The organism is Burkholderia vietnamiensis LMG 10929, assembly GCF_000959445.1.
Classification (GTDB): domain Bacteria; phylum Pseudomonadota; class Gammaproteobacteria; order Burkholderiales; family Burkholderiaceae; genus Burkholderia; species Burkholderia vietnamiensis.
In genome coordinates this window covers 797,582-816,511 of record NZ_CP009632.1, presented here as the reverse complement: position 1 = coordinate 816,511, position 18,930 = coordinate 797,582, and the positions used below count along the sequence as shown (strand labels likewise).

The 18,930-nt window shown below is 67.8% G+C and carries 19 protein-coding genes; 12 read left to right on the top strand and 7 right to left on the bottom strand.

The window, feature by feature from the left end:
• Positions 1 to 125: 125 nt before the first annotated feature.
• Entirely contained in the window at positions 126 to 560 is a 435-nt protein-coding gene (locus AK36_RS28445) for a hypothetical protein (protein ID WP_045579783.1), read from the bottom strand.
• Between the two features lie 221 nt (positions 561 to 781).
• Between AK36_RS28445 and AK36_RS28440 the strand changes: the two genes are divergently transcribed.
• Complete coding sequence (locus tag AK36_RS28440; RefSeq protein WP_011880354.1) at positions 782 to 1,129, top strand: carboxymuconolactone decarboxylase family protein; 348 nt, start codon at positions 782 to 784, stop codon at positions 1,127 to 1,129.
• Between the two features lie 63 nt (positions 1,130 to 1,192).
• Positions 1,193 to 2,146 (top strand): cation diffusion facilitator family transporter, encoded by a 954-nt coding sequence (locus AK36_RS28435; RefSeq protein ID WP_080484365.1) that lies wholly within the window; start codon positions 1,193 to 1,195, stop codon positions 2,144 to 2,146.
• Positions 2,147 to 2,190: 44 nt separating this feature from the next.
• Here AK36_RS28435 and AK36_RS28430 read toward each other — a convergent pair whose 3' ends face one another.
• Positions 2,191 to 2,808, bottom strand: coding sequence for a VTT domain-containing protein (locus AK36_RS28430; RefSeq protein ID WP_011880352.1), 618 nt, complete (start codon positions 2,806 to 2,808; stop codon positions 2,191 to 2,193).
• A 217-nt stretch (positions 2,809 to 3,025) separates the two neighbouring features.
• On the opposite strand from AK36_RS28430, the gene AK36_RS28425 reads away from it, so the two are divergent.
• Positions 3,026 to 5,317, top strand: a complete 2,292-nt coding sequence (locus AK36_RS28425) for a heavy metal translocating P-type ATPase (protein WP_045579782.1) — start codon at positions 3,026 to 3,028, stop codon at positions 5,315 to 5,317.
• Between the two features lie 12 nt (positions 5,318 to 5,329).
• Here AK36_RS28425 and AK36_RS28420 read toward each other — a convergent pair whose 3' ends face one another.
• The 4 genes from AK36_RS28420 to AK36_RS28405 form a co-directional block, all read right to left on the bottom strand.
• A complete protein-coding gene (locus AK36_RS28420; RefSeq protein ID WP_011880350.1) occupies positions 5,330 to 6,280 on the bottom strand; it encodes a universal stress protein in 951 nt (316 codons plus the stop codon).
• A gap of 152 nt (positions 6,281 to 6,432) precedes the next feature.
• Positions 6,433 to 7,017 (bottom strand): hemerythrin domain-containing protein, encoded by a 585-nt coding sequence (locus AK36_RS28415; RefSeq protein WP_011880349.1) that lies wholly within the window; start codon positions 7,015 to 7,017, stop codon positions 6,433 to 6,435.
• A gap of 283 nt (positions 7,018 to 7,300) precedes the next feature.
• Complete coding sequence (locus tag AK36_RS28410; RefSeq protein WP_045579781.1) at positions 7,301 to 7,867, bottom strand: cytochrome b; 567 nt, start codon at positions 7,865 to 7,867, stop codon at positions 7,301 to 7,303.
• Between the two features lie 38 nt (positions 7,868 to 7,905).
• Positions 7,906 to 8,280, bottom strand: a complete 375-nt coding sequence (locus AK36_RS28405; RefSeq protein WP_011880347.1) for a cytochrome b562 — start codon at positions 8,278 to 8,280, stop codon at positions 7,906 to 7,908.
• A 163-nt stretch (positions 8,281 to 8,443) separates the two neighbouring features.
• Between AK36_RS28405 and AK36_RS28400 the strand changes: the two genes are divergently transcribed.
• The 8 genes from AK36_RS28400 to AK36_RS28365 all read left to right on the top strand — a co-directional run bounded on the left by AK36_RS28400 (position 8,444) and on the right by AK36_RS28365 (position 17,121).
• Positions 8,444 to 9,106 carry a response regulator transcription factor gene (locus tag AK36_RS28400; RefSeq protein ID WP_011880346.1) on the top strand — a complete coding sequence of 221 codons (663 nt, stop codon included), beginning with the start codon at positions 8,444 to 8,446 and terminating at the stop codon, positions 9,104 to 9,106.
• Positions 9,106 to 10,458 (top strand): ATP-binding protein, encoded by a 1,353-nt coding sequence (locus AK36_RS28395; protein ID WP_045579780.1) that lies wholly within the window; start codon positions 9,106 to 9,108, stop codon positions 10,456 to 10,458. Before AK36_RS28400 ends, AK36_RS28395 begins: the two co-directional genes overlap by 1 nt.
• A 418-nt stretch (positions 10,459 to 10,876) precedes the next feature.
• A complete protein-coding gene (locus tag AK36_RS28390) occupies positions 10,877 to 11,683 on the top strand; it encodes a transporter substrate-binding domain-containing protein (RefSeq protein WP_011880344.1) in 807 nt (268 codons plus the stop codon).
• A 90-nt stretch (positions 11,684 to 11,773) separates the two neighbouring features.
• Positions 11,774 to 12,460 carry an amino acid ABC transporter permease gene (locus tag AK36_RS28385; RefSeq protein ID WP_014725982.1) on the top strand — a complete coding sequence of 229 codons (687 nt, stop codon included), beginning with the start codon at positions 11,774 to 11,776 and terminating at the stop codon, positions 12,458 to 12,460.
• The gene (locus tag AK36_RS28380; RefSeq protein WP_045579779.1) at positions 12,457 to 13,107 is read left to right on the top strand and encodes an amino acid ABC transporter permease; all 651 of its coding nucleotides are present in this window, start codon (positions 12,457 to 12,459) and stop codon (positions 13,105 to 13,107) included. Before AK36_RS28385 ends, AK36_RS28380 begins: the two co-directional genes overlap by 4 nt.
• Entirely contained in the window at positions 13,094 to 13,843 is a 750-nt protein-coding gene (locus AK36_RS28375) for an amino acid ABC transporter ATP-binding protein (protein WP_045579778.1), read from the top strand. Before AK36_RS28380 ends, AK36_RS28375 begins: the two co-directional genes overlap by 14 nt.
• Positions 13,844 to 14,232: 389 nt before the next feature.
• Positions 14,233 to 15,756 carry a methyl-accepting chemotaxis protein gene (locus tag AK36_RS28370; RefSeq protein ID WP_230459713.1) on the top strand — a complete coding sequence of 508 codons (1,524 nt, stop codon included), beginning with the start codon at positions 14,233 to 14,235 and terminating at the stop codon, positions 15,754 to 15,756.
• 351 nt (positions 15,757 to 16,107) lie between these two features.
• Positions 16,108 to 17,121, top strand: coding sequence for a hypothetical protein (locus AK36_RS28365; RefSeq protein WP_045579776.1), 1,014 nt, complete (start codon positions 16,108 to 16,110; stop codon positions 17,119 to 17,121).
• Positions 17,122 to 17,567: 446 nt separating this feature from the next.
• Here the strand turns inward: AK36_RS28365 and AK36_RS28360 are convergent, their stop codons facing one another.
• Entirely contained in the window at positions 17,568 to 18,422 is an 855-nt protein-coding gene (locus tag AK36_RS28360; protein ID WP_011880338.1) for a LysR family transcriptional regulator, read from the bottom strand.
• A gap of 169 nt (positions 18,423 to 18,591) precedes the next feature.
• On the opposite strand from AK36_RS28360, the gene AK36_RS28355 reads away from it, so the two are divergent.
• Entirely contained in the window at positions 18,592 to 18,906 is a 315-nt protein-coding gene (locus tag AK36_RS28355; RefSeq protein WP_011880337.1) for an EthD family reductase, read from the top strand.
• Positions 18,907 to 18,930 lie beyond the last annotated feature (24 nt).

The following is an 18,930-nucleotide window of genomic DNA, read 5'->3' as shown; positions in this document are numbered from 1 at the left end:
CCGTCGCGAATCACACCGCACAGCGTCGGCGCGTGACCGAAGGTCACCGCAGCGGCCTTTCGTGGCCGGCTCGGCGCGCGTGTCAGGCTGGCCTCGGTCCTCGCCCGGCGCACCGCGCCGCGCGGTCATTGGCCGGCAGCGCCGCTGGCGGGGCCGCCGGGCTGCCCCTGCATGTAGCCGGGGCCCATGCCGGACCCCATCCCCGAACCTGGCCCCATCCCGGACCCCATTCCCATCCCTTGGCCGCGATGCATGCCGCGCATCGGCGGCGCGTCGGGGAGCGTGATGCCGCGCGCCTTCGCACGCTTCTGCATCTGCGCGTGATGCTCGGCGCGGATCTTGTCGCGCTCGGCGTCCGACGCTGCCGCGAGCATCCGCGTCCGGTATTCGGTGCGCTCCGCCGGCGTCATCAGCTGACTGCCGTAGATCATGTGCCCCGATTCGACGCCGCCGCGTGCAGGCTGGCTCGGCTGGCTCGCCTGCGCGTGGGCCAGCCCGGCCGACATCGCGATCGCGACGCCGATCACGCAGTGTGCGGTGAAGGTATTCAAGCGAAACATGGCAGTCTCCCGACGGTTTGCATGCGTTCAACGGTACACGTGAGCGCAGCCTGTCCATTGCGGCAGATCAAGGGCCGTCCGGGAGCCGCTCATACCATCGAAACGTGTGCCGGCCGTCACGGCGATGTCGCTCCTGCGGTGCATCATCGTGCGTCGCGTGCAGCGACCGCGGCGCGACGCCGTGAGCCGGTCCGATTTCCCCAACGCGGAGGCGACCTGCCATGACCGATTCACTGAACTATCGTCAACGAACCGCCGAGATTACCGAGCAGATGCGCAAGCTGCGGCAGTCGCAGCCCGATCTGATGTCGGCGTTCGGCGCATTGGCGGCGGCCGGCACGCGCGACGGCGCGCTGACGAAGAAGACGCGCGAGCTGATCGCGCTGGGCATCGCGATATCATCGCGCTGCGACGACTGCATCGGCTTCCACGTGCAGGCGCTGATCAAGCTGAAGGCGACGCGCGAGGAAGTCGAGGAGGTGGCCGGCGTCGCCGTGTACATGGGCGGCGGCCCGTCGATGATGTACGCGGCCCATGCGCTGATTGCTTACGACCAGCTGGCCGCTTGAGCGCCGCTGTCGGGTGCTGCCAGCGACATTCGAATTTGCTAACCCTGTAACGTGAACTGAATCGTGATCCAGAACAACCCCGACGCCGTACCCGAAACTGTCGCCGAAGCGACGCCCGCCATGGCCGCCGCGGCTACCCGAAGCACCTGGGTGAGCGTCGCGGTGAACCTCACGCTGAGCATCGGCCAGGTGGTGATCGGCATCCTGTCGCGCTCGCAGGGCCTCGTCGCGGACGGCATTCATTCGCTGTCCGATCTGGTCGCGGATTTCGTCGTGCTGCTGGCCGGTCATCACAGCCGCAAGCCGGTCGATGAAAAGCATCCTTATGGCCATCAACGCTTCGAAACCGGCGCGTCGCTCGCGCTGGCCGCGATCCTGCTGGTGGTCGGCGGCGGGATGCTGTGGTCGGCGGTGCAGAAGCTCGAGCATCCGGAGGCGATCGAGCGCGTCCACGTCGCGGCACTGTGGGTGGCGCTCGTCGCGCTGGTCGCGAAGGAGAGCCTGTTTCGCTACATGCTCGCGGTCGCGACGCGCGTGAAGTCGAGCATGCTGGTGGCCAACGCGTGGCATGCGCGTTCGGACGCCGCGTCGTCGCTGGTGGTCGGATGCGGGATCGTGGGCAACCTGCTCGGCTATCCGCTGCTCGATCCGGTCGCCGCGCTGATCGTCGGCGGGATGATCGTGAAAATGGGCGCGACGTTCGGCTGGAACGCGTTGCACGATCTGATGGACCGCGCGGCCGACGCCGAGGACGTGCAGGCGATCCGCGCGACGCTGCTCGCCACGCCCGGCGTGCTCGACCTGCACGACCTGCGCACGCGCAAGACCGGCGATCTGATCCTGGTCGACGTGCATCTCGACATCGACGCCGATCTCACCGTGGCGCAAGGGCATGACATCGCGGTGGACGCGCGCGCGCGCGTGCTGCGCCATCATCGGGTGCTGAACGTGATGACGCACGTCGATCCGCGCAAGCGCGAAACGGCGCTCGAAGCCGCAGCGCTTCACCGAAATTAAGAGGGGACGGGCGGCGTATCGGCCAACGCACGCCCGCGCCGGCTTCAATCGGAGCGGCGCACGCGCTGGCCGCGCCGGAACGTCAATCGACGTTCGTGGACGAGCGCGTGCCAGTCGAGCTTCATCAACACGACGATGCATGCGAGCAGCACGAGCTGCGTGACGATGAAGTAGCCGCCGAGATAGCTGCCGCCGAGTTCGGACTCGGCGTCGAGCTGCGTGGACGCGAAGCGGCCGACGTGCGCCCAGATCGCATAGGTCGTCACGCGGCCGATGAAGAACGCCGCGGCGATGATCCTGAGCGGCAAGCCGGACAGCCCGTATGCGATGAACAGATAGTTCGACGGCAGCGGGCTCAGCGCATAGAGGAAGAACGCCCCGGCGGTGAGCGTGCCGTGCTTGCGCAGCCAGCGCGTCGCCACGGCGATGTTCTCGCGATCGGCGTCCCGCACCCAGCGCGAGCGCACCAGCGAGCGCGCGAAGGTCGCGAGGATCACGCGGCCGGTGGTGGCCGCGGCCGCCGCGACGACGGCGAACACGAACGGATTGCCGTCGGGCAGGTTGAAGCCCACCCACGACATCGCCATCCAGGTGGGCGGCGCGAATGCCGGCACGAGATTCAGCAGCAGAATCAGCAGGAACAGCACAGCCAGCGTCAGCACGATATCGGCTCCAGACCATCCGGTGTCACGTTTCGATTGTGCTGAAGAGACGGGCCGCGCCGTTGACTCACGTCAAGCAACGCACCGCGCGGGCACGCGCGTCGGGCTGACCCACGTCAACGGTCGAAGCGCGGCATTTTCTAGACTGATGCCACGCCGTCGTCAACGGCGCCCGACGCAACGCTCGGGCCCACGCGCGGCAACAGGAAAACTCGTCATGCCCCGAATGCGCTGGTCGCTCGATTTCACGTTGCTGGTTCTGTCTGCCGTCACGCTCGCCGCCGGCGGCGCGTGCGTCGCGTTCGGCCTGCCTGCGCTCGCGCGCCTCGTGTGGCTGCTCGGCGCGCTGCCCGTGCTGCTCGCGTTGACGGTCACCGTCGCCAAGGCGGTCGCGCGCCGGCAGCCCGGCATCGACGTGCTCGCGTGGCTCGCGATCGGGCTCGCGCTCGCGCTCGACGAGACGCTGACCGCCGCGGTCATCGCATTGATGCTCGCGAGCGGGCGGACGCTGGAGCAGCACGCGCAGCGCCGCGCGCAACGCGAGATGACCGCGCTGCTCGGCCGCGCGCCGCGGCAGGCGACGCGGTTCGAGCATGGCGAATGGCGGCCCGTCGCTCCGGGTGCGATCGTCCCCGGCGACCGGCTGCTGGTGCGCAGCGGCGAGTGCGTCGCGGTCGACGGCACACTCACCGGCGACGCGGAACTGGACGAATCGATGCTGACCGGCGAATCGTCCACGCAGCGGCGACGTTCGGGCGAAACCGCATGCAGCGGCGTGGTCAACGCCGGCGCGCCGTTCGAAATGGTGGCGCGCACGACCGCCGGCGACAGCACGTTTGCCGGCATCGTACGGATGGTCGAGCGCGCGCAGCGCGAGCGCAGCCCGTCCGTGCGCGTCGCGGATCGCTACGCGGCGGGCTTCGTCGTGATTGCGCTGCTCGTCGCGGGCGGCGCGTGGCTCGCGACCGGCGACGTCGGCCGCGCGCTCGCGGTGCTCGTCGTCGCGTCGCCGTGTCCGCTGATTCTCGCGGTGCCGGTCGCGATCGTGTCGGGCATGTCGCGCTGCTCGAAGCGCGGCGTGCTGGTCAAGGGCGGCGGCGCGCTGGAACGCCTCGCGCAAGCGACGATTCTGTTCTTCGACAAGACCGGCACGCTGACCGGCGGGCGCGCACGCATCGTCGCGATCGAATGCGGCGCGCAGGTCGCCGCCGCCGACGTGCTGCGCTTCGCGGCGTCGCTCGCACAGGCGTCGGCGCACGTGATTTCGGACGCGCTGACGGTTGCCGCACGGGAGCGCGGCGTCGGTCTGTCGGCGCCGTCGGCCGTACTGGAGACGCCCGGCGAAGGCGTGACGGGCAGCGTCGACGGTCACACGGTCACGATCGGCAAGTTTAGTTTCGTCGCGGCGTGCTCGACGCCGGCGCCGTGGAGCGATGCGTTCGTCGCGCGCGTCGGCGGCCAGGGCGGCGCGGCGGTATTCGTCGGCGTGGATGGCGCGATGATCGGCGCGATCGAGCTGGCCGACGAACTGCGGCTCGAGACGCCGCGCGCATTGCGGCTACTCAAGCGCGAAGGCGTCGAGCGCCTCGTGATGCTGACCGGCGACCGGCGCGATATCGCGCTGGCGGTCGGCGAACTGCTCGGCGTGACCGACGTGCGCGCCGAGCAAACGCCGACGGACAAGCTCGCCGCGATCCAGTCGGCTCGCAAGGACGGCGTGACGATCATGGTCGGCGACGGCGTGAACGACGCGCCGGCGCTCGCGGCCGCCGACGTCGGCATCGCGATGGGCGCGCGTGGCGCGGCCGCGTCGTCCGAGGCCGCCGACGTGGTGCTGCTGGTCGACCGGCTCGACCGCCTCGTGGACGCGATCCGCATTGCGCGCCGCGCGCGCCGCATCGCGCTCGAGAGCGTGGTGGCCGGCATGTCGTTGTCGGCGCTCGCGATGGCGGTCGCGGCGGCCGGATTACTGCCGCCGATTGCGGGCGCGGTGATTCAGGAGGTGATCGACGTCGTCGTGATCGTCAATGCGCTGCGCGTGTTGCTGGTCCGCGCGAAGCCGTCGGAGGCGCGGCCGAGCGGCCTCGACGTCGAGCAGCTCAAGCGCGAGCACGCCGCGTTGTCGCCGCTGCTCGACCAGTTGCGGGATCTCGCCGATCGCATCCCCGGCTTGCCGGCCGCGACCATCGCGAGCGAATCGGCGCGGCTGATCGGCGTGCTGGACGCGCGGCTGCTGCCGCACGAGCGCGCGGACGACCGCGACGTCTACGCGCGTCTCGCGCCGCTGCTCGGCGGCGAGGATCCGCTTGCGGCGATGAGCGGCGCGCACCGCGAGATCTTCCGGATGGTCAGGGCGCTCAGGCAGATGGTCGCCGATCTGCCGCGCGAACACGCCGACGCCGCGGGCGCTCAGGCGATCCAACGGACGCTGTACGGGCTTGAAGCGATCGTCCGCCTACATTGCGCGCAGGAGGAGGAGCTGTTCCACGCGGTGGGCGCGGACGTGTGACGCGCTAGCGCGCTACGCATGCGGCGCGTTCACGAGCAGGACCGGCGTCGGCGCGATCCGCGCGACGCGGCGCGCCACGCTGCCGAGCACCCAGCTCGTGACGCCGCGCCGTCCGTGGGTGCCCATCACGATCATGTCGGCATGCCAGCCGCTCGCGTCGTGCACGATCCGTTGCGATACGTCGTCGCCGGTGCGGTCGGTTTGAATCAGCTGCGACTGCGCGTGTCGGGCCGCGCCGTCGAACAGCGCGACGGCTTTTTGCAGTACGCGGCGGCCTTCGTCGATCGACGCCTGTTCCAGCGTCTCGACGGGAACGAAATCGCCCAGCGATACGGGCCGGTCCACGACGTGGATCACGCGGAATTCGGTGTCCGGCCGCGCGAATTTGAGGCCCGCGCGCAGTGCGTTGAGGGCGATCGCACTGCCGTCGACGGCGAACAGCATGCGCGCCGGCACATGCTCGGCGGCCGGCTGGAACCCTTCCGGGACGATCAGCAGCGGACAGCCGGCGAGGTGGCCGAGCGGGCCGGACACCGTGCCTTCGATCCACCGCAGCAGGCCGTGATGCTGACGCGCGCCGACGATCAGCAGATCGGCGCGCCACGCCTGCGCGGTTTCGGCCAGCGCATGGGCGATATCGGCGCCGTGCACGGACAGGTCGATGACTTCGCTGTCGATCGCGATGTCGTCGCGCCGCAATGCGCCGGTGGCGCGCGACAGCGCGTCGGCGGCGTCGTGCAGCAATTCGTCGCGCGCCGCTTCGAAGAACGCGGCCGATTTCGATCCACGCGGAACGAGTGTGCGCGGATTTTCCGCGACGCTGACCACGTGCACCGACGCATTCGGCGCAATGAGGTTACGCGCATACGCGAGCGCATGATCGGACGCGGCGGAGCCGTCGATCGCGATCAGCACCCGTTGGGGCGCGTGGTGGGGGTGGAGGGGTGAGTTGCTGGCGCTCATGAAGGTCTCCCGGTCCGGTGGCAACCGGCGATCGTGCATACGGCCATTGTTCGCACGCGAGGCGCGCGCGGCTTGACCTTCGTCAAGCGCGTTCATGTTCGCCGGGTAATGCGTGCCGCTGGCTTTCCAGCGGCCGAAGGGCGGCCGCGCTGCTAATCGGGCGCCCGATCGGGGATCGCCTGGACGATCATCGAAAACAGCCGGTCGAGATCCTCGTCGAGCGGCTGGCCGTCGAACGGATCGCGATTCGCGGCGAACGCCGCGTCGATCCCGACCCAGTCGTCGGGCGTCAACACGCGGGTGGCGGCCGGCAGGATCACGGTCTCTTCTAGACAGCGATGGTCCGCATGGAACTCCGCGTAATCGTCCATCAGCGCGCCGAGCGTATGCAGCGCGCTCGCGCCTTTCAACTCGTAGCGCGTCAGCGCGTGCTCGAGATTCCGCAGCTTCATGTCGCTCTTGTCGTGCTGCGCCTCAAGCTGGTCGAGCACGCTGTCGAACTCGCCGGTGCGCGCCCGCAACGGCGCGAACAGGTAGCGGTCTTCGTTCGGATGATGAATGCGCTGCGGGTATTCCCGGATGTAATAGAGCATCGCGCGGAACACGATCACGCCCGGCACCGGCTCACCCGCCACGAGCAGACGGACGAAGTGCCGCATGCCGTCGATCACGGTCGACAACTGCGCATGTTCGTGGCGGATGATGGCGACGGCGCTACGTGGCCCGGGCATCGACATTTCACACCCCACAGCGGTAACGGAATGACCGGCGTGCTCGCGGCTCGCTTCGGCTGCGCGCATGAAGCCCGGTTGCGATACGTCGATATTGATCGACCGCCGCCCGTCGTTGAAGGGTGTGGACACCGAGGCGTTGACGAAGATCAACGGTCGCGTGGAGCGTGTGGGTCTGCTGATCGCGTTCGGTCTGCCGCGTGGCTGCCGACACGTGCGGGCGACGCGCGACGCCGGTTTTCCGCCGGATTTCGAAGCGGTCCGGCCGCCGCGCATCGCAATGCCGGCGTCAGCCGATATCCTTCGCCTGCAGCGCGCGCCGGCCGGAACGGGCCGCCCACGGCAGGATGCGCGGCAGGACGTTTTCCGCATGGAGCACGCGGTGCGCCACGGCCGCGGCGACGTGCAGGCCGACCAGCGCGACGAGCGCGTAGGCGGCGAGTGCGTGCAGTTCGCCGAGCCAGTGCGACAGCTCGCGGTTCTTCGCGACCAGCGTCGGCAGCGAAAAGAGTCCGAAGCAGCTGGCCGGGTGCCCGGCCGCGTTCGTCTTCAGCCAGCCGAGCACCGGGATCGCCAGCATCAGCGCATACAGCAGCCCGTGGATGGCGCGTTCGGCCGAATGCCGCAGCGTGCCGGCGGGATTGACCGACGGCGGCAGCCGGTCGCGCGCGCGCAGCCGGTTGCCGAGACGCAGCGCCACGAGCAAGAGAATGGCGACGCCGATCGACTTGTGCAGGCCGACCAGGTCTTCGTTGTCGTCTAGCAGCAGGCCGACGATCAGGTTGCCGATCAGTGCGACGGCCAGCAGCCAATGGAGCAGGCTGATCGACAGCGGATAACGGGTAGCGGTCTTCATGACGGAATATCGTTCAGTGGCAAGCGGGTGCGGTCGGCTCAGCCGAGCAGGTCGTGGTAGTGCTTCTTCGTGTCGTTGATGCGGCGCAATGCCTGCTTGGCGGCCGGCAGATCGTTCGCCGCGATCGCGCGATCGACTTCGGTCAGTTCGCGCTGCAAGGTGCGCATGCCTTCGTCGTAGGTCGACTGGTCGCTGCGATAGCGCTGGCGGCTCGCCTGTTGCGCGTCGCTTTCGAGCCGGGTGACGTAGCCGCGCATCTCGGCGGTCGTCCGGCTGTTCAGCGCGCGTTGCATTGTCTGCTTCATGTCGCGCATCAGCGGCTTGATCTCGCCCGCCTGCGCGGGCGCGGCGGTCACGACGAGCAGCGCGGCGAGCGCGGCGCAGAAGCGGAATCGGAATGCGGGCGTCTTCATGGGCGTTTCGGGTCGGCAGTATCGGTGAGCGCGACGATAGGGCGCCGACGTTAACGGATTCTTAAGGCCCGATTTCGGCCGCGACCCGCTTGATGCGCGGGCACGCCTGCGGTTATCGTGCCGCAACGGACGCGAGGTCCGGATCAAAGAGGAGTTGCGAATCATGCGGGTATTGCTCGTGGAGGACGACAAGCTGATCGGCAGCGGCGTGGAGGACGGGCTGAGCGAGGCCGGCATGACGGTCGACTGGGCGCACGACGGCCGGCATGCGCAACTGGCGCTCGAAACCACGCCGTACGACCTCGTCGTGCTGGATCTGGGCTTGCCGCGCATGTCCGGCGTCGAGCTGCTCGCGTGGCTTCGCAAGCGTCGCGACCATACGCCGGTGCTGGTGATGACCGCGCGCGACACGGTGGCCGATCGCGTGAGCGGCCTGAGCGCGGGCGCCGACGATTATCTCGGCAAGCCGTTCGACCTGACCGAGCTGGTCGCGCGCTGCCGTGCGCTCGTGCGGCGTTCGCAGGGGCGCAGCACCGACACGATCGAATACGGCGACCTGTCGGTCGATCCCGCGTTGATGACGGCCACCCGCGGCGCCGAGCGAATCGCGCTGACGTCGCGCGAATGCGCGTTGCTGGTCGAACTGCTGTCGAACCAGGGCCGCCCGCTGTCGCGCGCGCAGCTGCAGGACAGCCTGTACGGCTGGAACGAGGAGATCGAGAGCAATGCGATCGAGGTGCACGTTTCGAACCTGCGCAAGAAGCTCGGCGCCGACCTGATCCGCACGATCCGCGGCGTGGGCTACGTGGTGGAGAAGGCGTCGTGATGCGTTCGATCCGGCAACGGCTGACCTTGCTCGTGCTGTCGGGCGTGGTGGTGGTGTGGGCCTATTCGCTCGTGTCGAGCTATCGTCAGGCGATTCACGAAGCGGACGAATGGTACGAAACGCGCGTCGAGCAGATCGCCCGGACCTTCGCGGTGCTCGACGCGCGCGACCTGCCGCGCTTCGCCGAGATCGTGCTCGCCGGCCGCGACGACGACGACGGCGACAACGATGCCGCGCCGCCGATGCTGTACCAGGTCAGCGATGCCGACGGGCGCGTCCTCGCGGCCAGTCCGGGTCTCGCGGCGCTCGACGTGCCGGCGTCTGCGGCTGCTGCATCCGGCGCGGCCGAGTCGGGCAATCCGAAGTGGCACGCGTACGTGCTGACCGATGCCGCGCGCGGCCGGACGGTGCGCATCTTCGAGCAGCGCACGCGCCGCTCGGACCTGTCCGCCGAAGTCGCGCGGCGCGTGGCGCGGCCGCTGGCGTTCGCGCTGCCGGTGCTGGCGGTGTTGATCTGGTTCGCGATCGGCCGCAGCCTGACGCCGCTGCGCACGCTGTCCGACGCGATCGAAGCGCGCTCGGCCGACAACCTCGACGCAATCGGCACGCGCGGCATTCCCGATGAAGTGCGTCCGCTGGTCGCCGCGCTCAATACGTTGCTGCAACGCCTGCGCGACTCGCTCGTTCGCGAGCGCGCGTTCACCAGCGACGCGGCGCACGAGCTGAAGACGCCGCTCGCCGCCATCAAGGTCCAGGCGCAGGTAGCGCTCACCGCGCGCGATCCGGAGCGCCAGCGGCGCGCGATGCAGCGGGTCGTCGAGGGCGTCGACCGCAGCACGCATCTGGCCGATCAGTTGCTCGCGCTGGCGCGGCTCGACGAGACGGTTCCGCTGGACGGCGCGGACGTTGATCTTCGTCAATTGATCGCCGCATGCGTGAACGATCATCAGGCGCGCGCCGAGCGCAAGGAGATGTCCGTGACGTCGCGGGTCGATGGCCGCGTCGTCATGCACGCGCCGCCCACGCTGCTTCGCGTGCTGCTCGACAACCTCGTCGATAACGCGATCAAGTACGGCCGCGAGCATGGGCACGTCGAAATCGCATCTTGGCAGGACGCCGACGCGGTCACGCTACAGGTGTGCGACGACGGCCCCGGCGTGCCGACCGAGGATCTGGCGCGCTTGCAGGACCGGTTCTTTCGCGGTGCCGATCATGACGCGAGCGGCAGCGGCCTGGGGCTGTCGATCGTCGCGCGGATCGTGGCCAAGCTCGGCGGGCGTCTGACCTACGTCGACGGGCTGAACGGCGGCGGATTCGGCGTGCGGGTGACCTTGCCGGTGCAGGGTCGATAGGTATCCCGAGCGCGCATCGGCCGCGGTATTTCGGGCGGGATGCGCGCGGCCGGCCGCGCACGGCGCGCGTAATGCCGCCCGCTCGCCGTCGCGTTCCGGGCCGGTCGGTCCAACCGACGCGCCGCGCCGCGCACACCCATGGCCATCGACGTTCGATCCGCATGCAACCCGATCCCCATCGTCGCGCCGCGCGTGAACCAGCCGGTTAATTTGGTGCGCTCGCGCGCGCTGCGAATGGGCAACGGCCGCGTGCCGCGTCGGGCGATGCACCGAAATGAGGAATGCAGATCGCCGGCGCGTGCGTCCGATGCCGACGCGACAGCCGATTCACCACGATGGCCCGCTTCTTGCTGGTGTGGTGCCGGCCGCGCAATCGTTGCGCACCGCCCGACGACATACCAGACGAGGATGATTGACCGTGAGCCTGACGATTCGACCGTTTTCCCGACGCACGTGGCTGGCTGCGTTGCTCGCTGCCTCCGTGACGGCGCTGTTCGCCGCAGCCCCGGCCCAGGCCGACGCGCTCGACACCATCGCCAAGAGCGGCACGCTGCGCGTCGCGGTGCCTGAAGACTATCCGCCGTTCGGCTCGGTCGGCACCGACATGCAGCCGCAAGGCTACGACATCGACATGGCCGGCCTGCTCGCGCGCGCGCTCGGCGTGAAGCTGGCGCTCGTGCCGGTGAACAGCGCGAACCGGATTCCGTACCTGACGACCAACAAGGTCGACATGGTGATCTCGTCGCTCGGCAAGACCCCGGAGCGCGAGAAGGTCATCGACTTCTCGAGCGCCTACGCGCCGTATTTCCAGGGCGTGTTCGGGCCGGCCGACGTGAAGGTGAGCACGCCGGCCGATCTCACCGGCAAGACGGTGGGCGCCACGCGCGGCGCGCTCGAGGAGATCGCGCTGACGCAACTCGCGCCGAACGCGACCATCAAGCGCTTCGAGGACAACAACGCGACGATCCAGGCGTTCCTGTCCGGGCAGGTGCAGCTGATCGCGGCCGGCAACATCGTGGCCGCGGCGATTCTCGCGAAGAATCCGCCGCGCCGGCCCGAGGTCAAGTTCGTGATCAAGAATTCGCCGTGCTTCGTCGGCGTCAACAAGAACGAACCGCGCCTGCTCGCGAAGATCGACGACGCCATCGCGCATGCAAAGCAGGACGGCACGCTCGGCGCGATGTCGAAGAAGTGGCTCGGCCAGCCGCTGCCGGCCGGGCTGTGACCGGCCGCCGCCCCGCCTGATCCGCCGCCGCGGCGCGCCCGGCGGCCGCCGCAGCGGCTTGCATCGTCAAACCTGAATCCATCGACCGTCATGAGCTACCAGCTTCAATTCGGCGAGCTTGCCGACTACGCCGGCGTGTTCGCGAGCGGCGCCGCGACCACGCTCGCGCTGACCGCGGTCGCGACCGTGCTCGGCGTGGCGATCGGCATACTCGGCGCGGCCGCCTACAGCGTCGACGCGCGCGCGGCCGTGCGACTGCGGCCGCTGATCGGCGCGTACGTCGAGGCGATCCGCAATACGCCGTTCGTCGTCCAGCTGTTCTTCATCTTCTTCGGCCTGCCGGCGCTCGGCGTGCATATCGGCGAATACGCGGCCGCGATCCTCGCGATGACGCTCAATCTCGGCGCGTATTCGGTCGAGATCGTGCGCGCGGGCGTCGCCGCGGTGCCGAACGGACACGTCGAAGCCGCGTCCGCGCTCGCGATGTCGCGCGCACAGATGCTGCGTCACGTCGTGCTGCCGCAGGCGCTCGCGAAGGTGTTCCCGGCGCTGTCGAGCCAGATCGTGATCACGATGCTCGGTTCGGCGGTCGTGTCGCAGATCTCGGTGGCCGATCTGACCTACGCGGCCGGCTACATCCAGTCGCGCAACTTCCGCGCATTCGAGACGTATTTCGTCATCACCGCCGCATATCTGGCGATGGCGCTGCTGCTGCGCGGCGCGCTCGGATCGATGGGGCGGCGGTTGTTCTCGCGCCGCGTGCGAGGTGCGCGATGATCGAATTCTCGTTCGGGCAGATTCTCGCGAACCTGCTGCTCGCCGCGCGCTGGACGGTCGTGCTGTCGATCGTGTCGTTCCTGTCCGGTGGCATCGTCGGCCTCGCGGTGCTCGTGATGCGCGTGTCGGGCTCGACGCTGCTGCGCGGCTGCGCGAAGGTCTACATCGAGGTGTTCCAGGGCACGCCGCTGCTGATGCAGCTGTTCATCGTGTTCTTCGGTCTGCCGCTGCTGGGCTTCGACGTGCCGCCGTGGGTCGCCGCGACCGCGGGGCTCACGTTCTTCACGAGCGCGTATCTGGCCGAAATCTGGCGCGGCTGCGTCGAGGCGGTGCCGAAAGGGCAGTGGGAAGCGTCGGCGAGCCTCGCGATGAGCTACGTCGAGCAGTTGCGGCACGTGATCCTGCCGCAGGCCGCGCGCATCGCGGTCGCGCCGACGGTCGGCTTCGGCGTGCAGGCCGTGAAGGATACGGCGCTCGTGTCGATCATTGGCTTCACCGAGCTGACCAAGGCAGGCATCGCGATCTCGAACGCGACGTTCCGGCCGTTCGTCGTGTACGGGCTCGTCGCGCTGATCTATTTCGCACTCTGTTATCCGCTCACGCGTTATGCGCGCACGTTGCAAAGGAGATGGCATGCCGCTCGTTGAAACCCGCGGTGTCGAGAAGTACTTCGGCACCCATCATGTGCTCAAGGGCATCGATTTTTCCGTCGAGCGCGGGCAGGTCGTGTCGATCATCGGCCGCAGCGGCTCGGGCAAGAGCACGCTGCTGCGCACGCTCAACGGGCTCGAGCGCATCGACGCGGGCAGCATCTCGATCGACGGCGAATGCGTCGACGCGCGGCACTCGGAGTTGCGTGCGCTGCGGCTCAAGGTCGGCATGGTGTTCCAGCAGTACAACCTGTTTCCGCACCTGAGCGCCGGCCAGAACGTGATGCTGGCGCAGACGGTCGTGAAGCGCGCGCATCGGCAGCAGGCGCGCGCGGTCGCCGAACTGATGCTCGAGCGCGTCGGCCTCGGCGACAAGTTCGACGCGTTTCCCGACCAGCTGTCGGGCGGCCAGCAGCAACGCGTCGCGATCGCGCGGGCGCTCGCGATGAAGCCGAGCGTGCTGCTGTGCGACGAGATCACGTCCGCGCTCGATCCCGAGCTGGTGGGCGAGGTGCTCGGCGTCGTCGAGCAGCTGGCGCGCGAGCACATGACGCTGATCATGGTCACGCACGAGATGAACTTCGCGCGTGCGGTCAGCGACAGGATCGTGTTCATGCATCAGGGGCGAGTGTGGGAGAGCGGGAGCGCCGATGACATCTTCGAGCGTCCGCAGACGGTCGAGTTGGGGCGCTTCCTCGGCAGCGTGCGCAGTACGGAGGCCGCTGCGCGCTGAGCATGCATGCCGGCGCGGTCATCACGTCGTCGTGCGGATCGTCGCTGCGCGATTTCGCGTTCCGAAAAAAATCGTGTTGTTGTAGGATTGGTCGGATGAATGTCATCGCGTGACCTGCGCCACGCCGTCACCCACGCAAGTGCGAGCAATGAACCGGCTCGCGCTGCTGCTACCACGCCAAATTCACCCCATTAATCGCGGCTTCAGGAAACGTCCATTACGGGCTCCGCACTAATTCGCGCGCCGCTTTGGTCGTTATCGAGGCATCGGTCCCGCACGTGCCGCTTCGATCGGCTTCACACGCATGCGCCGCATGCAACGGTTTCGTGCTCAACGTTCGCCTCTTCATGATCAGAAATTTAAGCATTCGCGTCCGGCTGGCGCTCGCAATGGGCTTTCTCGGGGTGTTGCTCGTCATCGGCGGCTTCATCGGCGTCATCGGCGTCGCGATCAGCAACGACGATGTGAAGACGCTCTATTCGGAACGGCTGGCGTCGTCGGAGGCGCTCGGGCAGGCCAACGTCGCGCTGTCGAGAACGCGTCTGTGGCTGTATCGCATCGCGCTCGATCCGGACAGCCCCGACGTCGCGCAAGAGAGCGCCACGGCCCGCGAGCTGCTCGCCGCGTCGAAGAAGGCATGGGACACCTATCGTGGGCTGCGGCTTTCCGGCCCTGAGGAAGCGCGTCGCGCAGCCGACGCGAATACGAAGTTCAACGCGCTCGTCGAGCACGGCCTCGAACCGATGTTCACCGCGATCGCCGCGCACGATCCGGCGAACATCCCGAACGTGTGGCGGCACATTCCGCCGTCGCTGTTCATCGACGCATCGGATTCGATGGATGCGCTCGGCCGGATCCAGATGAGCGCGTCGCGCGTGACGTTCGATGCCGCGCAGGCCCGCTTTCACTGGTTCGTCGGCTTCGCGATCGCGGGCATCGCGGTCGCGCTGGGCGCGGCGGCGTTCACGTGGTGGTCGCTGCAGAACGCGATCGGCGTGCCGCTGGCGCGTGCGCTCGGTCACTTCAGCGCAATCGCCGAGGGTGACCTGACGACGCGGATCGACGTCGAATCGTCAGATGAAATGGGCCAATTGATGAGCGGCCTGCAGACGATGCAGAGCAAGCTGCTGCAGACCATCCGGATCGTGCGCGAAGGCTCCCGGTCCATCGAGACGTCCGCGCATGAGATCACGGCCGGCAACCTGGACCTGTCGCAGCGCACGGAGGAGCAGGCCGCGTCGCTGGAAGAAACGGCTGCATCGATGGAGCAGCTCACGTCGACCGTGCGCCAGAACGCCGACAACGCGAAGCAGGCGAACGAGGTGGTGCACAACGCGGCAATGCTGACCGAAGAGGGCAATCAGGCGACGCAGGAAGTGGTCGGCACGATGCGCGGCTTGTCCGACGCGTCCGGCAAGATCGCTGAAATCACCTCGGTCATCGAAGGCATCGCATTCCAGACCAACATCCTGTCGCTGAACGCGGCCGTCGAAGCGGCGCGAGCCGGCGAGCAGGGCCGCGGATTCGCGGTCGTCGCGGGCGAGGTGCGCTCGCTCGCGCAGCGCAGCGCCACCGCGTCGCGCGAGATCAAGGAGTTGATCAACGATTCGCTGCGGCGCGTCGAGACGGGCGCGCGCCAGGTCGACCGTGCGACCGACCGGATGTCGGAGATCCTTGCGTCGGTGCAGCGCGTGCAGGTGTTGATGGGCGAGATCGCAGCTGCATCCGACGAGCAGTCGAAAGGCATCGAGCAGGTGAATCAGGCGGTGACGCAGATGGATCAGGTCACGCAGCAGAACGCGGCGCTGGTTCAGCAGGCGTCGTCGTCGGCGCTGTCGCTGAAGGAGCAGGCCGAGCAGCTCGCGGCGACCGTCTCGGTATTTCGGATCGGCTCGGCGCAGGGCGACGCCTGAGCGTTTGCCGGCGCGGCGCGGAACGTAGCGGAACGTAGCGAGCCGCGGCCGTCGATCATTTCGTATGACCAAAGTCGAGCGCTTCGCGCGGCGCTAGGCAGTTCGCGATCCGGCGCGTTGACGCTGTGCGCCGAGTGCCCGGCAGGAAGGCCGGACGCCACGTTCGGCGACACGCGCCGATAGACCGCGCGGCCCTCACTATCACCACTACCGCGCCTGCGTTCATCGCAGGCGCGCTGCTATTCGCGCTCCTACGTGCATCTCCGGGCTGGTCCTCACGGCCCGGCGCCACCTATAATCGCCAGCGACTTGTCCACGAAACCGCGGTGCCCAACGTGAGGGGGTGTCGAAATGGGACGATATCGTCGCGTCTGCTTGCGCTTCGTTGTCACGAGTTCGATCGCCGGTTTCGCATTGCTGGCGTCTCCACTGCATGCACGGGCCGCCGACGGCGCGCCGGACTTGCCTGCCGCCCCCAAGCCAGCTGACCGGACGATCGACGTCTACGCGGTGTATGGCGACGGCCGCGCGACCGAGGGCGGCGATATGCACTGGCGCGCCTACGAAGTCGGTTTCGGCGACGTGTTGAACGACTACCTGTCGGTCTATGTCGCGTACCTGAACGAAGGGCATCCGCTCGACCATCACCGCGACGGCTTCGCGGCGCTCGGCTCGTTTCGGTGGCCACTCGCCAATCGGTGGGTGCTCGAACTGTCGGCGGGGCCGTACTTCAGCATGGACACCACGCACGTCGACAACGAGGCGCGCAACGACAAGCGATGGGGCGTGCGCGCGTCGGCGGCGATGCGCTATTACGTCGTTGCCGATCGCTTCTTCGTCAAGGTGCAATACAACCACGTGCAGATGCTCGGCGGCTTCAATTCCGACGCGCTGCTGTTCGGCATCGGCTCCGACTTCGGCGGCCAGTTGCATCCGGCGGTATCCGACGGCAAGACGCAGGTCGCGGTATGGGCAGGCACGTCGCAGACAAACCGTCCGCAAGTGCCGATGGAAAAGGGCTACATGGTCGAAGTCCGCCGGCCGTTCGGCACGGCGTGGGCCTATTCGGCGAGCTTCGTCTACGAAGGCAACAATGGCGTCGCGGGCCGGCGCGGCGTGGCCGCGCAATTCTGGTACGTCGCGCCGGTCGGCAGCAAATGGACGCTGTCGGCCGGCGTCGGCCCGTATCTGTCACGCGATCGCGACGAAGCGTCGAGCCAGACGCGGCTCAATGCGTTGCTCAGCGCGCAGGTAAGTTATCAGGTGGCCGAGGATTGGGCGGCGAGCCTGCGCTTCAACCGTGTCGCGACCCGCAATGACAAGGACCAGGACATGTTCATGGTCGGCGTGGCGCACAAGTTCTGAGGCTCGGCGCGCGTGCGTCCGCAGCACGTCGGCCGATGTCGCAAGGGCATCGGTGAATGGGTTCGGGGTGCTATTGGGGAGATTGCGGGAGGCGTGGACGGTGGATATTCGCGTTCTTGACGTCGGCCGTGGCGCTGCGGATGTGGTCGTGAGCAAGGCGACGCGCACCCGTACCGGTTGAATGCTTTACCGATCGCCGTTCCGTGGATTGGTCCAGAACAGGACGACGATTGCGCGGCACAACAAACCAAACTAATGGGTGATTGAGTCAGGCATGAAGCGTCGTTCTATACGCGTCGAAGCCGACACGTAAAGGACCGCCGCGCTGCGGATAGGTGGGTGCCGTCGCGTCCGTTTGGCCGCGAATGTTTAGTGGTATGCGGTGAATTATCGGGCTCGACGTCAGATTGCCGCGTGAGCCTTTCACGGCTGCCGGTCGTTGCGATTCATTCGCTCCCAATATGCTTGACCGCGAGATCGACGAACGCGCGCAAGCGATGCAGCCGCCTGAGATCGCGGTGGTAGCCCATCCAGATATCGCGTTGCGGCGGCTCGTCGCGTAACTCGAGCCTGCGAATGGTCGCGAGCTGATCGCCGACCGGCCGCGGCAATACGGCAATGCCCAAACCGCGGCCGCACATCTGGGCCTGGACATTCCGGTTATTCGATTGCAATACCACGCCCGCGTTCGGAAAGCGCGCTTTCAGCCAGTCGATGTCGGGGAAGCTGCCGGTCGACGTATCCATCGCGATCAGGCGGTGGCCGGCGCCGTCGCCTTCGACCGGATCGGCATGCGCGGCCGCCACGTAGACACCGTAGCGCATCCGCGTCAGCCGGCGCTGCACGATGTCCTGCCCGGTGAATGGAACGATCCGGAACGCGACGTCCGCTTCACGCTGGGCGAGATTGAACAGGCGCGTGCCGGTCAGCACGTCGATTTCAACCAGCGGATAGTCGCGCGAATACTCGGCGATCACGGGCGGCAACACGTACGCGCCGAACCAGTCGGACGACGATATCTTCAGCGTGCCTTCGAGCTTCTGCTGCTCGCCGGTCAGCCGGCGCTCCATCGTCAGCGCGCTTTCTTCCATCTGCTCGGCGAGCGGCAGGATGGCGACGCCTTCCTCTGTTAGAACGAAGCCATCCGCGGTTCGCTGAAACAGCACTTGCCCCATCGACGTCTCCAGCGCGCGCAGGCGCCGCCCGATCGTCGGGTGACTCAGCGCCAGCGCGCGTGCCGCCGCGCCCAGCGTGCCCATACGCGCAATCGCGAGGAAGATCCGCACGTCGCTCCACTCCATATCGATGTACCAACAAAAGTGAACGGATGCTGTTCATTATATTGAATTGCCGTACGAAACTGAATTTGACAGACTGCGATCCACCGCATGTCGTCGCGATCGACTGCGGCTTCGGCCGGGCCGCCGCACGTCGGGCGGCGGGCACTAACCACGCAGAACGGAGCGCGTCATGTCATGCAGCACCACCGCCACGGTGTATGTCACCTACGACGGCACGCCGGCCCAGCGCTTCCACCGGCGCTACTACGTTGAACGTCATCTGCCGCTCGTGATGCACGCATGGCGGCGCTACGGTCTCGAGCGTGCGACCGCTTTCTTTCCGGCGCCGACGCATGTCGGCACGCTGGCGATCTGCGAATGCATTTTTCGCGACGATGCTGCGATCGACGCCGCGTTCGGCTCGCCGGAGGCCGCGCTGGTCATGGCCGACGTTGCGGCCTTTACCGACATTGCACCGACGCGCCTGCGCGTAGCGCGGCGCTGACCGGCTGACTGCGCGACGCGCGCG